The sequence below is a fragment of the Duganella sp. GW821-FHT07F09 genome (assembly GCF_059418705.1).
Genome location: NZ_JBWKQJ010000008.1, coordinates 333,563 through 348,973, shown reverse-complemented (window position 1 = coordinate 348,973; position 15,411 = coordinate 333,563). Strand labels below are relative to the sequence as shown.

Genomic DNA, 15,411 nt, shown 5'->3' with positions numbered 1-15,411 from the left:
CCGGCGGGGCCGGCCACTAGCCGGCTTCGCCCGCCGCCGGCGCACCCAGTTTCCTGCCGGCCCGGCCCGGCAGGAATTGCTTGATGAACCGCCGCAGCCTGGCCGTCTGCGCCTCGAACGGCAGATGGATCAGGTAGGAGAGCGAGACGACGATGGCCAGCATGGCGGCATACACCGCCATGCTGGCCGGATCGTCGGTCGACAGCGGTTCGCCGCCACGGTAGGCCCACAGCACCCGCAGCAGCGGCACATGCAGCACATACAGCGTAAACGAGAAACCCGCCAGGAAGGCGCCGAGCGCCACCAGCGGCCGCATCGCCGCCGGATCGCGCCGTCCCGCGCCGCACAGGCACAACAGGAAGAACGCGCTGTACAGCACGTCGCGCCCCAGCGAATGGGCGTCCATGTCGCCGTCCTGCCCCTGCAGGCGCATGCCCACGGCCAGCGCGCCGAACAGCAGCCAGCCCGCGTAGCGCTGGACCCGGCCGACATCGAGCCGCACGCGCGAGGCCGCCGCCCCCATCAACCACACCAGGAAGTACAGCACGATGCCGGAACTGAGGCAGAACGCCAGCGCCACCGCGGCGACGGCGGCGGCCAGCCGCCACTGCGTGTCGCCGGGCCGGATGGCAAGCATCAGCAGCGGGAACAGCGCGTAGTACCACGTCTCGTAGGCCAGGCTCCACAAGGGGAAGTTGCCGCCGAAGGCGGGCACCGCCATCGTTTGCACGCCGGCCAGGTTGCCCAGCAAGGTCGTCAGCGACCATGGGCTGATATCGGCCAGCCTGGGTTGCCCGGCGTCCAGCTCACCGGTGCCGAGCCCCAGCAACAGCATCAAGACGAAGGCCGGCAGCAGCACGATCCACAGGCGCGTCAGACGGTCGATCGCGTAGTCGCGGATGGCGTGCGGCTTGCCGATGCGGTCGAGCAGGCTGCCGCCGACCAGCCAGCCGCTGAGCACGAAGAACACCACCACCGCCTGGTGGGCGAAGCCGGAGAAGAACGACAGGCCGACATACCACAGCGACGGGTCCTGCAAGGTGCTCAGGCCGGGGAAGACCTGCGCCCGCAGATGCGCGGCCGCCACCTGCAACGCCGCCAGGCCGCGCAGCAGCGAGATCAGCGGCGACTGCCAGTCGTGCGGCCCCAGCCGGCTCTCCTTGAGCAGTCGCAGCCGTGGCCGGCCGGGCGCCCGCGCAACGGCCGGCGCGCCCGCCGGCATGCCGGCGTGGATGCCGGCCTGGACGCCGGCCATGGGCGGGGCGCCGTGCAAGCCCGCCGGGGCGGGCCGCCCCGACAGCAGCGCGCCGACCGTGTGCAACAGGATGCGCAGGTCGGTGAGCAGGCTGCGTTGCTGGACATAGCGCACGTAATACTCCAGCTTGACGGGCAGCACCTGCAGCACGTACGTCCGCTCCGGGTCGGCCGCGCGGCGCAGGATCTCGCCCTCGTCGCGGAAATGGATGGCTGCCCAGTCGGTGATGCCGGGCCGCACCGACAGCACGAGGTCGCGCACCGTCGGCGGATAGTGCTCGACATAGCGCGGCACCTCGGGACGCGGCCCCACCAGGCTCATCTCGCCGCGCAGCACATTGAGCAGTTGCGGCAGCTCGTCGAGCTTGTGCCGGCGCAGCAGCCGGCCGGCGCGGGTGGCGCGGGCGTCGTCGGCCAGCGACAGCTGGCCGATCTCCTCCGCCGACGCGTGCATCGTGCGGAACTTGACGATGCGGAACGGCACGCCGTTGCGCCCGACCCGGCGCTGGCGGTACAGCGCCGGCCCGGCCGAGTCGAGCTTGATCCACGCCGCCAGCACCAGCATCAGCGGCGCCAGCAGCAACAGGCCGGCCAGCGCGGCCACGATATCGAAGCAGCGTTTGCTTAACATAGCAGCTCCGTCAGGCTGGCGATGACGCGCGCCTGGTCGGCGTCGCTCATGCGGGTGTACAGGGGCAGCGTCAGCAGGGCTTGATAGCTGGCTTCGGCGCGCGGGAAGCGCTCGGGCGGCAAGGCGTAGCGGTCGCGCCAGTAGGGCTGGCGGTGCAGGGGGATGTAGTGCACGCTGGTGCCGATGCCGCGCTCGGCGAGCAGTTCGATCAGCCGGTCGCGCGCCAGCGGCGCGTCCGCCGTCAGCCGCACCGGGTACAGGTGCCAGGCGTGCCGGCCGCCCGCCCGGGCATCTGCGTCCTGCGGCAGGCGCAGCGGCAACCCGCGCAGGCCCTCGGCGTAGCGCGCCGCCAGGGCCTGGCGCCGGGCCAGGAAGCGCTCGACCTTGCGCAGCTGCTGGCAGCCGATGGCCGCCGCGATGTCGGTCATATTGTATTTGTAGCCGGGCGCGACGACCTGGTAGAACCACGCCGGGCGGCGCGAGGTGTAGCGGTCGAAGGCGTCCTCGCTGATGCCGTGCAGGCGCATGACGCGCACGCGCCGCAGCAGCGCCGGGTCGCGGCACACCACCATGCCGCCCTCGCCGGTGGTGATGGTCTTGTTGGCGTAGAAGCTGAACACGGTGGCGTCGCTGTCGAGCGTGCCGACGGCGCGGCCCCGGTGCAGCGTGGGGAAGGCGTGCGCGGCGTCCTCGACCACGCGCAGGCCGTGGCGCCGGGCCAGCGTCACGATGGCGTCCATGTCGCAGGACAGGCCGGCGTAGTGGACCGGCACGATGGCGCGCGTGCGCGCGGTGATGGCGGCGGCGATGGCGTCCGGGCAGATGCACAGGGTGGCGTCGTCGACGTCGACCAGCACCGGATCGGCGCCGAGATAGCGCACCACCTCGGCGGTGGCGGTGAAGGTCATCGTCGGCACGATCACCTCGTCGCCGGGGCCGATGCCCAGCGCCTCGAGCGCCAGGTGCAGGCCGGCGGTGGCCGAATTGACGGCCACGCCGGTGACGCCGCCGCCGAGGAAGTCGGCGAACTCCCGTTCGAAGCGGCGGCTGACGGCGCCGGTGGTGATCCAGCCCGAGCGCAGGCACTCGAGCACGGCGGCGGCCTCCTCGTCGCCCAGGTCGGGCAGGGCGAAGGGCAGGAATTCGGTGGCGGGCCCGGGTGCGGGCGCCGCTACGATCGCCGATGGCGGCACGGCCATCGGACGGGGCGCCGCGTCCAGCGGCAGGCGTGATGAGGGCATGATGTCTCCTTGGTGGGGTGTCAGTGCGGCGGCGCCGCGCAGGCGGCCAGGAAGCGCTCGGCCAGCAGCGCGTAGTTGAGGTGGGCGCGGGCGTAGCCGGCGCCGCGCCGGCCCAGTTCGTGGCGGCGCGCCGCCGGCATGGCGGCCAGGCGCGCGATGGCGGCGGCCAGCGCGGCCGGGTCGTCCGGCGCCAGGCTCAGGCCGCAACCGGCCTCGGCCACCGGGTCGTTGGCCGCCTCGACCGCGTGGATGATGGGCCGCGCCGCCATCATGTAGTCACCCAGCTTGTTGGGGGAGATGCCGTAGCGGTACAGCGGCTGGCGCCGCCAGCCGAGGTAGGCGATGTCGAAGCCGCGCAGCAGCGCCGGCATGTGGCGCTTGGCCAGCGGGTCGAGGAAGTGGACGTCGCGCAGGCCGGCGTCGGCGGCCTTGCGCCGCAGCGTCGGCTTGTCGGGGCCGGCGCCGGCCAGCACGAACGCCAGCGGCCGCCCCCGCAGCAGCGCGGCGGCGTCGATCAGGGTGTCGAGCGCGTTGGCCAGGCCGTGGCTGCCGGCGTAGCCGACCACGGTGCGGCCCTGCCGGCGCACATCGGCCAGCAGCGCCGCCGCCGGCGCCGGCAGCGGCAGCGGCGGCAGGTCCCACTCGTCGAGGTCGACGCCGTTGGGCACCACGTGCAGCTTGTGCGGCGCCATGCCGCGCGCGGCCATGTGGGCGCCGGCCTTGGGCAGGATGGAGATGACGGTGTCGGCGTGGCGGTAGGCGTAGTCCTCGGCCGCCTGCATCAGCACGATGAACGGATGCCAGGCCGGCATGCCGCCCAGCGCCATCGGCGACAGCGGCCACAGGTCGTGCACCTCGAACGCCAGGCGCGCGCCGGCCAGCGCGGCGATGCGGCGCGCCGGCCAGATGTCGGCCGGATAGGTGCTCGAGGCGATCACCAGGTCGGGCTGGAAGTTGCGCGCCAGGCGGTGCGCGCCCCGGTATAGCGCGGCGACGAAGGCGGCCATGTTGGCGGCCCGGCCCAGGCCGTTGCCTCGGTAGGCCGGCGTCGCGTGCCAGCGGTAGTCGATGCCGTCGATGGTCTCGTCGAACACGCGGCGCCCGTTCAGTTCGGGCGGACGGGCGCGCAGGTGCGAGCTGGACGCGGCCACGATGCGCACCCGGTGGCCGGCGCGCACCCATTCGCGCGCCAGGTAGTACGGCCGGTACTCCATGCCGTGCAGCACCGAGCCGGCGTAGTGGTTAATCAGCAGTATGTTCATCGGTGTCGCCCTCGTGTTTTGCCTGGTTGCGCGATGGATGGTGCGTGCCGCGGCCTTCACCAGCGCCAGGCCTCGACCACGCGCCGCAGGTTGTGGGCGCTGCTGTCGACCCAGTTGGTGCGCCACTGGGCCGGATGGGTCAGCAGGCAGATGCGGCGGTAGGCCCCCAGCGCCTGCTGCGGCGGCATCGGGTGGAAATACTGCGGATGCGGGCGGTCGCTGATGTACAGGTCAAAGCTCGACAGCAGTTCGCGGTCGTAGCTTTCGCAGGCGATGCCGCAGCGCGCGCGCAGCGCGGCGTCGTCGAGCAGCTCGTGGTTGATCATGCCCAGGCGCCGGTTGGCGAAGTCGCCGTGGCTGGCGACCGTGTGCAGCTTGCTGCCCAGCTGTTCCTCGATGCGGCGGAAGTTGCGTTCGAACTGGGCGCGGATGTCGTCCATGCGCGCGCGCACCCGCACCGGGTCCTTCAGGTGCGCTTGCTTGGCGTAGGTGGCGATCTCCTCGTAGTGGTAGCTGGCCTCGCTGCCATAGCGTTCGATGTCGCGCATCAGGCCGAAGTCCAGGGTCGAGAGGCGGAAATAGTAGCTGGCGCGCACGCCGTGCTTTTGTTCCAGCGCGAACATGCGGCGCGCGGTCGGCAGGTCGGTGTCGATGTCGTGGCGGTGCACCAGCACCCGGGCGTCGCCGGCGCGGCCGCCGCGCAACGACGCCAGCCAGGCGCGCACCGACGTCTGTCGGTAGCCTTGCTGGCGCGCCTGTTGCAGCAGCGCGTCGTAGTGGCGCAGGCGCGACGGCATCAGGTAGTCGCTGTAGAGGCGATTGAGGACGGTACCCATGATGTTCATCGCAGGCTGTACCGGACGCGGTAGGGGGTAAAGCCGAGCATGGTCTTGAACTGCCGCAGGCCGGGCTGGGCGCCGAAGAAGGTGTCGTACATCAGGAACTCCGGGCCGTCGCCGGCCTGCAGCTCCATCAGCAGCAGGCTGACGATGTCGGTCACCAGCAGGTGCATGACGCCGTCGTTGTTGCGGTAGCCGAGCAGCTGCGAAAACGCGGCGAAGTTGCCGTAGCGCCCGACGTTGCAGTAGGCCATCAGCTTGCCCTGTTTGCTGAACACGCCGAAGTAGCGGTAGTGGCTTTGCGTTTCGTAATGGGACTTCTTTTCCCGGTAGCTGGCGTCCATCGGCCGGCCTTGCCGGCTGGCCATGCTGGTGTTGATCTCGTGGATGGCGTCGACGTGGTCGTTGCGGTCGATCTGCGCCAGCGCGTAGCCGCGCCGGCGCGCCTTGCTGACGTAGGTGGCGGCGCCGCTTTGGCCGGTGACGCTGTCGAGGCAGGCGACCGGTCCGGCCAGGCGGCGCAGGTCGATCAGGGCCACGCCCAGCTGCTTGTAGCCGAACACCTTGTATTTCGGATGGGGGCTGGTGAAACGGCGGTGCGTTTCCCTGACATCGTCCGGGTTGAAACGGGTGTCGAAGCACAGCTTGGCGACGGGCAGCCTGACCACATCGAGCACCAGTTTGCATTGATTGGCGAGCTTGTTGATCATGTGAACCTCAGCAGATGGAGTAACGAATACGGTAGGGTTGGAAGCCCAGCTTTTTCTTGAAGTTGCGCAAGCCCGGCAAGGCGCCCAGATAGGTGTCGTACATGAAGTAGTTCAGGCGGCCGTCGTCGATCAGGCGGCAGGCGATGTCGGCCAGCAGCAGGTACATGACGCCGTCGCCGTTCTTGTAGCCCAGCAGGCGGTCGGTGGCGGCGAAGTCGCCATAGATGCCGACGTCGCCGTAGGCGACTAGCCGGCCATCCTTGTCGAGCACACCGTAGTGGCGCAGGCCGTCGACCGGGTCGTAGCGCTCGGTCCTGGTGGCGTAGGCGGGGTCCATCGGCCGGCCCTGGCGCTCGCCGGCCGAGGTGTTGATGCTGTGGATCTCGTCGATGTAATCGTTGCGGTCGATCTCGACGACCGTGTAGCCGCGTTCGCGGGCGCGCCGGCTGTGGTAGCCGGCGTAGTCGCGCCGCCGCAGCGACCGCAGATAGGCGCCGCCGCTGTCGTAGGCGCGCAGGTCGATCAGCGCGATGCCGAGCGACTTGTTGCGCACCAGCCGGCAGCGCGGATGCGGCTGCGTGAAGAGGCGGTAGGTGCGCCGCACCAGCTCGGGGTTGAGGGCGGTGTGGAAGCGCAGCCGCGCCCGCGGCAGGCGGACGATGTCGCCGATCAGCCGCAGTATTTTCCGCAGGCGCGCGATGTGGTTAGAGATGTTCATAGAAGTGGATCAGTTTGGCCGCTTCGCGCGGCCAGTTGTAGCGCGCGCACACCGCCTTGCGGCCGTTCTCGCCCATGCGGCGGGCGATGTCGGGGTGGCTGGCGAGGTAGTCGATGGCGGCGGCGATGGCCGGCGGATCGCGCGGGTCGACGCACAGGCCGCAGGCGTGCGCCTCGACGACGGCGCGCCACAGCGGAAAGTCGGAGGTGATCACCGGGATGCCGGCCGCCATGTACTCGAACATCGTCGCCGGCGGCGCGTCCAGGTGGCCCGGCGTGGCGTGCGGGGTGATCAGGCCGGCGCGCGAGGAGGCCCGCAGGTCGCCGATGCCGGGCCGGCCCAGCCGGCCGAGCGCGTCGATGCGGCGCCAGCCCGGCCGCGCCAGCATGCGCGTGGCCAGCGCGGCCTCGGAAAAATCGCCTGCCAGGCTCAGGCGCACCGGCGATTGCAGCAGTTCGCAGGCGCGCACCAGCTCGACGATGCCGCGGATGGCGCTCAGCGCGCCCTCGTGGCAGACCCGCAGCGGCTTGTCGGCCCAGGCCGGTCCGGCGCCGACGTCGTCCGGCACGGGAAAGTCGCCGACGTCGATCGTCGCGCTGTTGACGGCCAGGAATTTGTCGCGGACCAGCGGCGTGGCGGCGATGACGCCGTCGAGGCGGCGGCAGGCCCGCCGTTCGAGGCGGCGCCAGAGCGCCGCCGGCGCGCAACGCGACCAGGCCTCGGCGGCCACGGACGCCGAGCCGGAGTCGCGCGCGCCGCGCGGCGGCACGGGCAGCTCATGGCCGGCGTCGAACACGACCTTGCAGCCATGCCTGCGTAGTGGTGGCCCGAGCGGCAGCAGCGCGGCGTGGTGCAGCTGGACGATGTCCGGACGCAAGGCCAGCGCGCGCAGGTACATGCGACGGGCGGCCGCCACCAGACCGTTCAGGCCATCCGCGCGCGCGCCGGCGTCGACGATGGCGACGCCGGCGCGGCTGGTGTCGCCCAGGCCGTCGGCGACGACCAGCGTGACGCGGTGGCCGCGCGCGGCCAGGGCGCGGCACTGCTTGTCGAAAATGCGGGCGTCGTCGCGCGCATGGACCGCGCTCAGGTGGACGATCTCAAGCATCACGGCCTCCGGAACGGTAGCGGGCGTAGGCGCCGAGCGCGGCGCCGATCATCATGTCGCTGAAATAGTGCGACATGCACAGCAACAGCAAGGTCACCGCGAGCAGGGACCACGCCAGCACGAAGCGCTGGCCGCGGCTGGCTCGACCGCCCAGCAGGTAACCGTGCACGGCCATCTGGACCAGCGGGTATGTCAACAACGTCAGCAGCCCGAGAAAGCCGAACAGGCCCAGGTCGACCCAGGCCGACAGGATGTTGTGCGCGTAGTTGCCCGGCGGGTAGCTGGCGTAGTCGCCCAGGATGGGATGCAGGTCGATGGTGTGCAGCGCCTGCTCGGTCAGATGGTTGCGCGCGCTCACCGACGACGAATGCGACAGGTCGAGCAGCTCCAGGGTGCGGTTGCTGGGCACGGCGGCGATGATCGCGTCCAGATTGAACTTGAGCAGCAGGAACAACAGCAGCAAGGCCGCCACCATGGCCATGCGGTGGCGCGAGGCGTGGAATTCGATCAGCGGGATCAGGAACAGCAGCGCGCCGAACTCGCTGCGGGCGGTGTTGATGTACAGGGTCGGCAGCCCGAGCGCGTAGAGCGCCCAGCGCATCCCCCGCTGGCCGGTGCAGGCCAGCATGACCACCAGCGGCACCAGGTAGGAGCGCGAGAAGCCCTGGTAGGTGGCGACGCTGTCGGGGTCGCGCGCGGCGCCCAGCGCGGCCAGGTAGAACGCGCCGTCGACGGAAAAGATGAACACCACGGCCGACATCGCGGCCAGGCTGGTCAATTGTGTCAGCCGGAAGCGCCGGCCCTGGAAGTCCAGCGTCTTGAAGATGATGAACAGGCTGAGCATATACACCATGCCCAGCGCGTGGTAGCCGATGATGCCGGGGTTGGCGCTGCCCGCGTTGCAGGCGATCACCGCCGCGAAATAGGCCAGGAAGCCGAGGAAGGCGGCGTCGACGCCGTGCAGGCGGTAAGCCTGGGCGTGCAGGCGGCGCAGATAGGACAGCAACAGCATCGGAAACATCAGCAACGCGACGATGGCGAAGTAGCCGCCCAGGTAGGCGCGGATCACGCCCAGCCCCAGCAAGGTCTGATAGGCGAAAAAGCCGGGGAACAGCAGGAAGAAGGCCAGCTCCGCGCAGGCCGGGCCGAGCAGGCCGGTGGGCGCCGCGTCGGCGCGCGCCGCCGCCCCGGTCGCTCCGCGCGGCAGCGTGATGCGCGGCGGCGCCGGCACCGTCGGCGCGCCGGCGGACGCCGCCCCGGGCATGGCGCCGGCCGTCTCGCCGTCGAGGCGGTCAACGGGCGGCATGCAGGCCCCCGGTCGGGTTGCGGTTGACGCTGTAGCGGTAGGACATGCGCAGATACAGCAGGTACAGCAGCGAGTAGCCGATGGTGTAGGCCAGCACGTTTTGCTTGAGCGTGAGCGGGGCGGCGAACACGCCGACGGTCATGATGAACAGGGCGATTTGCCAGACCAGTTCGATCTTCTGCCGCCCGGCGACGAAGAACACATAGCTCAGCGGGCTGGCCAGGAAGTTGAGGAAGTACAGCGGCGCCAGGATCTGGGCCAGCTCGCCGGCGCCGCGCCAGGCCTCGCCGAAGGCGAAGGCGAACAGCGCCGGCGAGGCCACCAGCAGGATCAGCGACGGCGCGCAGCCCAGCAGCAGCAACACGCGCAGCGCGTGCATATAGGCGGGACGGCAATTGCCGGTGTCCTGGAACTGGCGCACCGATTCGCGCTTGAACACCTCGTGCACCGACGCGGCCAGCAGCGAGATCGGCGCGGCCAGCACGCGCTGCGTCAGCGCGAACAGCCCGGCGGCCATCACGCCGTGGCGGGCGCCGATGATCAGCAGCGGCAACTGGCCCACGCCGGTGTTGAGCAGATTGGCCGGCAGGGTGAAGTTCCACAGCGCGCGGTGGGTGCGCAGGAAGGCGCGCTGCGTTTTGGACGGCAACAGCGCCGACAGGCCGTGGCGCGACAGCCGGTGCGACAGCGCCAGCGCCTTGGCGCGCAGGCCATCGCGCCAGGCCCGCCAGTCCGGGCGCCGGCGCCACGACGGCGAGCCGCCTTGCCGGCGTCCCAGCGGCGGCTTGAGCAGGATGCGCGCGGCCACCAGGCCCAGCGCCAGGCCGATCAGATGGCCGGCCATCAGCGCGCCGGAGCCGACGCCCAGGCTGAGGATGCCCAGCTGCGCCAGCGCGATGCCGCCCGCGGCGACGATCCTGGCCTTGGCGGCCGGGGCGAAGGCGTTGTGCGAGGCGGCGTAGGCGAGCGTGGTCTGCATCGTCGCCGTCAGCCAGGCCGCCATGCCCAGGGTCAGCGCGCCCGGCCAGGACATGCCGCCCAGGCAGCACATCTTGATCAGGGCGGCGGCCACCGTCAGCAACAGCGCCAGCCAGGTGGCCGACCAGGCCACGACGCCGAAGCACAGGTGCTGGCGCTGGCGGCGCTGGTCGAAGATCATCGCGTTTTCCATGCGCAGGGTGGCGATCACCGCCGCGATGGCGACCACGCCGAACCAGACGCTGAAAGCCCCCATCTCCGCCGGCGTGCACAGGCGCGTGATCAGCGGCGCGGCCAGGATGGGCAGCGCCTGCGCGGCCACCGAGCCGCTCATCACGGTGAGCAGGTGTTTCCAGAATGTGGGCAGCTTGGGCAGCGTAGGCATACACATGGCGGGGTCCTAGCGTCCGGCGGCGGCCAGCACCACGCCGGCCACTTTTTCGGCGTCGGCGCTGGCCAGGTAGGGGCCCATCGGCAGGCTCAGCACCTGCTCGGCCAGCAGTTCGGCCACCGGACAGGCGGCGTCGTCGAAGCGCGCGTAGGCCGGCTGCAGGTGGATCGGCAGCGGATAGTGGACGGCGCTGGGGATGCCGGCCTGCTCCAGCGCGCCGTGCACGGCGGCGCGCCGCGGCAGGACCACCGTGTACTGGGCGTAGGCGCTGTCGCGGTCCGGCGCCGGCGCGGCCGTCTCGACGCGGCCGGCGAACAGCCGGTCGTAGACGGCGGCCACGCGCCGGCGGCGTTCCAGCTCATCGTCGAACACGCCCAGCTTGGCCAGCACGATGGCGCACTGCAAGGTGTCCATGCGGCCGCCGACGCCGATGCGGGTGTGGCGGTAGCGCTGCGACTGGCCGTGGACGCGGATTTCCCGCATCGCCCGCGCCAGCTCGTCGTCGCTGGTGAAGATGGCGCCGCCGTCGCCGTAGCATCCCAGCGGCTTGCTGGGGAAGAAGCTGGTGCAGCCGATGGCCGACAGGTTGCAGCTGCGCAGGCCGCGGTAGGTGGCGCCGAAGCTTTGCGCCGCGTCCTCGATGACGGCCAGGCCGTGTTCGCGCGCGATGTCGTTGATGGCGTCCATGTCGGCCGGCTGGCCGTACAGCGACACCGGCATGATGGCGCGCGTGCGCGGGCCGATGCGCGCGGCGATCAGCGCCGGATCGAGGTTGCCGCTGGCGCGCTCGACGTCGACGAACACGGGCCGCGCGCCCAGCAGCACGATGGCCTCGGCGGTGGCGATGAAGGAGAACGGCGTGGTGATGACCTCGTCGCCGGGCTGGATGCCCAGCGCCATCAGCGAGATCACCAGCGCCTCCGTGCCCGAGGACACCGTGACGCAGTGGCGCGCGCCGCTGAACGCGGCCAGCTTCTGTTCCAGCCGCGCCACCTCCGGCCCCATGATGTACTGGCCGTGGTCGAGCACGCGCTGGATGCCGCCGTTGATGTCTTCGCGCAGCAGTTGATACTGGGTTTTCAGATCGATGAATTCCATTTGGGGGGCTCCGTGGCCAGGTTGTGGCAAAAGGTGGGTTCAGGCGGCCGGTATCAGCGCGCAGACGCCGTCCTGGAGCACATAGAGGTCGTCGCTGTGCGGGCAGGCGGTGCTGCCGCCGCCAACCAGCGGCAGGTCGAGCCGTTCGCCGTGGCGGCTGATCCAGCCGATCTGGCGCGCCGGCACGCCCGCCATCAGCGCGAAATCGGGCACGTCGCGGTTGGCGACGGCGCCGGCGGCGAGGAAGGCGTGCGCGCCTATCGTCACGCCGCACACCACGGTGGCGTTGGCGCCGATGGTGGCGCCACGGCGCACCAGGGTGGCGCGGTACTCGCCCTTGCGGGCGACGGCCGAGCGCGGGTTGTAGACGTTGGTGAACACCATGCTGGGGCCGCAGAAGACGTCGTCCTCGATGGTGACGGCGTCGTAGACGGAGACGTTGTTCTGGATCTTGACGTTGTCGCCGATTACCACGTCGTTGCCGATGTAGACGTTCTGGCCCAGCGAGCAGCGGGCGCCGATGCGGGCGCCGCCGCACACGTGGCTGAAGTGCCAGACGCGGGTGCCGGCGCCGATGACGGCGCCTTCATCGACGATGGCGCTGGGGTGTACCGTCAAATCCATGTCGTTCTCCCTCGGTGTGTCCATATCCGTGTCCATGTCCATATCAATAATCCAGCGGCAGCGCCACGCGGCGGCCGTCGCGCGCCGAGCGGTAGGCGGCGATCAGCACCTCGAGCGACTTCAAGCCTTCGCGGCCGTCGGTCTCCGGCTCGGCCTCGCCGCGCAGCACCTTGATGACGTTGTCGTAGTACAGCGGGTGGCCGAAGCCGTAAACCGATGTGGTGGCGTAGCTCGCTTCGCGCACGCGCGCGTCGTCCTCGTCCGGCTCGGCGAAGTCCCACTGCTGCACCTCGTTGACGGCGACGCCGCCGATGCGCGCCGTGCCTTTCTCGCCGAGGATGGTGATGCTGCCCTCGAGGTTGTGCGGATAGGCCAGCATCGTCACGTTCATCGAGCCGAGCGCGCCGTTGCGCCAGCGCAGGCTGATGACGCCGGTGTCCTCGACCTCGATGTCGCGCGCCAGGGTGGCGGTGTAGGCCTGCAGGCTTTCGACCGGGCCGACGATCCAGTCGATCAGGTCGACGTAGTGGCTGGCCTGGTTCATGAACGCGCCGCCGTCGAACTCCCAGGTGCCGCGCCAGCCGGCGCTGTTGTAGTAGCTTTGCGGGCGGGTCCAGAACACGTTCAGGTTGACCATGTAGATGCGGCCGAAGCGCTTCTTGTCGACCGCGCTTTTCAGCAGCTGCAGGGTGGCGTTGCGGCGGTTCTGCTTGACGACGAACATGCGCACGCCGGCCGCGTCGCAGGCGCACACCATGCGCTTGGCGTCCTCCCAGCGCGTGGCCATCGGCTTTTCGGTGATCACGTGGCGCCCGGCGGCGGCGATTTGCACCGCCTGCTCGGGGTGCAGGCCGGACGGCGTGGTGATGATGACGGCGTCGACCTCGCTCTTGGCCAGCATCTGGTCGAGCCGCGAGAACGGCGTCGCGCCCGTCTGCGCGGCGGCGCGCGACAGCGCGGCCGGATCGACGTCGCACACGGCGACCAGCTGGCAGCGGTCGGCGTGCCGGGCCAGCGCGGCGAAGTGGTTTTGTGCGATGCGGCCGCAGCCGACCAGCGCGAAGCGCATTTTGCGGCCGGTGACGGCGGGGGCGAATTGGCGCATATGAGGTGCTCCTTGCAAGGGATGGGAGGGACGCGGCCCGGCATGGCGCCGTCAGGACGCCTGGGCCTGGGCCGGCGCCGGCGGCGCCATGCTTAGCTGCGCGATCGCGCGCAGCGCGGCCTCGCCGTCGCCGTCGCCGGTGCGGGCGCCGGTCTGCGGCGTGAACTCGTTCATGATGGTCTTGAGCATGGCCTCGATCAGCCAGCGGTCGTTGGTGTCGCAGGTGATCAACAGCAGCTCGATGTACTGGTCCAGCACCGCCGGCGGCAGCGCCTGCTCCTTCATGCGCAGGATGCGCGGGTGGCGGCTCGGCTCCGCGCCGTCGGCGGTCAGCAGTTCCTCCTGCAGTTTTTCGCCGGGGAACAGGCCGACGTAGCTGATCTCGATATCGCCCTGCGGATGCTCGGCCGTCTTCTCGGTCAGCCCGGCCAGCGCGATCATGCTGCGCGCCAGGTCGACGATGCGGATCGGCTGGCCCATGTCGAGCACGAACACCTCGCCGCCCTCGGCCATCGCGCCGGCCTGGATCACCAGCTGCGCCGCCTCCGGGATCAGCATGAAGTAGCGTTCCATGGCGGCGTCGGTGATGGTCAGCGGGCCGCCTTGCTGCAGCTGGCGGCGGAACAGCGGCACCACCGAGCCGGACGAACCCAGCACGTTGCCGAAGCGGACCATGCTGAAGGTGGTGCGGCTGTCGGCGCGCGCGGCGGACGCCTGCGCGGCGGCCTGGAACACCAGCTCGGACAAGCGCTTGCTGGCGCCCATGATGGTGCTGGGCCGCACCGCCTTGTCGCTCGACACCAGCACGCAGGTCTCGATCAGGTACTTGGCGGCGATGTTGGCGACGGCGCGCGCGCCGACGACGTTGTTGCGCAAGCCTTCGACCAGGTTGGTTTCGACCATCGTCACGTGCTTGTAGGCGGCCGCGTGGTAAATGGTGTCGATGCTGTCCTCCTGCATGATGCGTTCGAGCAGCTGTTCGTTGCACACCGAGCCCAGATGGGCGCGCACCGACACCTGCGGCCAGGTGGCCTGCAATTCCTGGCGTATCGTATACAGCGCGTATTCGGAATGGTCGAGCAGGTGCAGGCGGCGCGGCGCCAGGCCGGCGACCTGGCGGCACAATTCGCTGCCGATGGAGCCGCCGGCGCCCGTCACCAGCACGCTCTTGCCGCGCACGCAGCGGTTGAACAGCGCGCTGTCGGGCTGCACCGGCGCGCGGCCCAGCAACTGCTCGAGCGGAATGTCGGGTAGATGAGCGGGTAAATGAGCGGGGACGTGACCGCCATTGGGGCCGGACAGCGGGCCGCGCGGCAGGCCTTGCCGGCGCAGCGCGTGGTCGGCCAGGTCGAGCAGGCCGTGCAGGAACTTGATGCTGACGCCGGAGGTGCGCAGCATGCGCAGCACGGCGCCGAGCCGCTCGCCGGAGGTGGCCGGCAGCGCGACGACGATCAGCCGGATCGACGAGGCGGCGACGATCTCGCCCAGCCGCTCGGGCGGGAACACGCGCAGGCCGCCGACGGTGCGCTGCTCGCCGCCGCACTTCTCGTCGATGAAACACACCGGGCAGTAGCGGCTGTCGCCGCGCATGGCCTGCGCCAGCCGCGCGCCGGTCTCGCCGGCGCCGTAGATGGCCACCGGTTCGCGCGCCTGCGCCGGCGCGCGGGTATGGCGCCGCAGGAAGGCGCGCACGGCGACGCGCGAGGCCACCAGATAAGACATGGCGATCAGCCAGTAGTTCACCAGCGCGCCGGACGGCATCGGCTGGTCGTCGCGGTCCATGGTCAATGCGGACACCGCCAGCACCGCGCCGCCCAGGCCGAGGCCGGCGATGGCCAGCATGCGCTGGTCCAGATAGCGCACCACCGCCGAATACAGGTCGCTCATGGCCAGCGCGGCGATCGACATGGCCGTCAGCAACAGCATGAGCGCCGGCGGCGCACTGATATAGGCGCCGGCACTGGCCAGCAGCGCCAACTGCAGGCACAGCGGCAGCGCCAGGCAGTCGGCGCCGAACATCAACAGGCTCTTGCCGGCGCGGCTGATGGCGATCAATTTCTCGCTGAGGAGGCGGGCAAGCGGGGCGGGGCTGCAGGTGAAATAGAGCATGGTGCACCTTCAACGAAGCAATCGGTGTGGTTGCCAG

The 15,411-nt window shown here is 70.5% G+C and carries 13 protein-coding genes; all 13 read right to left on the bottom strand.

Features of this window, described 5'->3' with window-relative positions; translation table 11 throughout:
* Positions 1-16: 16 nt before the first annotated feature.
* A complete protein-coding gene (locus tag AC07P1_RS22315) occupies positions 17-1,885 on the bottom strand; it encodes a sugar transferase (protein ID WP_494697893.1) in 1,869 nt (622 codons plus the stop codon).
* A complete protein-coding gene (locus AC07P1_RS22310) occupies positions 1,879-3,084 on the bottom strand; it encodes a DegT/DnrJ/EryC1/StrS family aminotransferase (protein WP_494697933.1) in 1,206 nt (401 codons plus the stop codon). Before AC07P1_RS22310 ends, AC07P1_RS22315 begins: the two co-directional genes overlap by 7 nt.
* Before the next feature lie 62 nt (positions 3,085-3,146).
* On the bottom strand, positions 3,147-4,388 hold the full coding sequence (locus AC07P1_RS22305; RefSeq protein WP_494697892.1) for a glycosyltransferase family 4 protein: 1,242 nt from the start codon (positions 4,386-4,388) through the stop codon (positions 3,147-3,149).
* 56 nt (positions 4,389-4,444) lie between these two features.
* Complete coding sequence (locus AC07P1_RS22300; protein WP_494697891.1) at positions 4,445-5,233, bottom strand: hypothetical protein; 789 nt, start codon at positions 5,231-5,233, stop codon at positions 4,445-4,447.
* The gene (locus AC07P1_RS22295) at positions 5,230-5,937 is read right to left on the bottom strand and encodes a hypothetical protein (protein WP_494697890.1); all 708 of its coding nucleotides are present in this window, start codon (positions 5,935-5,937) and stop codon (positions 5,230-5,232) included. The genes AC07P1_RS22300 and AC07P1_RS22295 overlap by 4 nt, the downstream gene beginning before the upstream one ends.
* A 7-nt stretch (positions 5,938-5,944) precedes the next feature.
* Positions 5,945-6,655 (bottom strand): hypothetical protein, encoded by a 711-nt coding sequence (locus AC07P1_RS22290; protein WP_494697889.1) that lies wholly within the window; start codon positions 6,653-6,655, stop codon positions 5,945-5,947.
* Positions 6,642-7,763 (bottom strand): glycosyltransferase, encoded by a 1,122-nt coding sequence (locus tag AC07P1_RS22285; RefSeq protein ID WP_494697888.1) that lies wholly within the window; start codon positions 7,761-7,763, stop codon positions 6,642-6,644. The genes AC07P1_RS22290 and AC07P1_RS22285 overlap by 14 nt, the downstream gene beginning before the upstream one ends.
* Positions 7,756-9,069, bottom strand: coding sequence for a hypothetical protein (locus AC07P1_RS22280; RefSeq protein WP_494697887.1), 1,314 nt, complete (start codon positions 9,067-9,069; stop codon positions 7,756-7,758). The genes AC07P1_RS22285 and AC07P1_RS22280 overlap by 8 nt, the downstream gene beginning before the upstream one ends.
* A complete protein-coding gene (locus tag AC07P1_RS22275) occupies positions 9,056-10,438 on the bottom strand; it encodes a lipopolysaccharide biosynthesis protein (RefSeq protein WP_494697886.1) in 1,383 nt (460 codons plus the stop codon). The genes AC07P1_RS22280 and AC07P1_RS22275 overlap by 14 nt, the downstream gene beginning before the upstream one ends.
* 9 nt (positions 10,439-10,447) lie before the next feature.
* Complete coding sequence (locus tag AC07P1_RS22270) at positions 10,448-11,536, bottom strand: DegT/DnrJ/EryC1/StrS family aminotransferase (RefSeq protein WP_494697885.1); 1,089 nt, start codon at positions 11,534-11,536, stop codon at positions 10,448-10,450.
* Positions 11,537-11,575: 39 nt separating this feature from the next.
* Positions 11,576-12,160, bottom strand: a complete 585-nt coding sequence (locus AC07P1_RS22265) for an acyltransferase (protein WP_494697932.1) — start codon at positions 12,158-12,160, stop codon at positions 11,576-11,578.
* Between the two features lie 43 nt (positions 12,161-12,203).
* Positions 12,204-13,265, bottom strand: coding sequence for a Gfo/Idh/MocA family protein (locus tag AC07P1_RS22260; protein ID WP_494697884.1), 1,062 nt, complete (start codon positions 13,263-13,265; stop codon positions 12,204-12,206).
* A gap of 51 nt (positions 13,266-13,316) precedes the next feature.
* A complete protein-coding gene (locus tag AC07P1_RS22255; protein WP_494697883.1) occupies positions 13,317-15,374 on the bottom strand; it encodes a polysaccharide biosynthesis protein in 2,058 nt (685 codons plus the stop codon).
* Between the last annotated feature and the right edge of the window lie 37 nt (positions 15,375-15,411).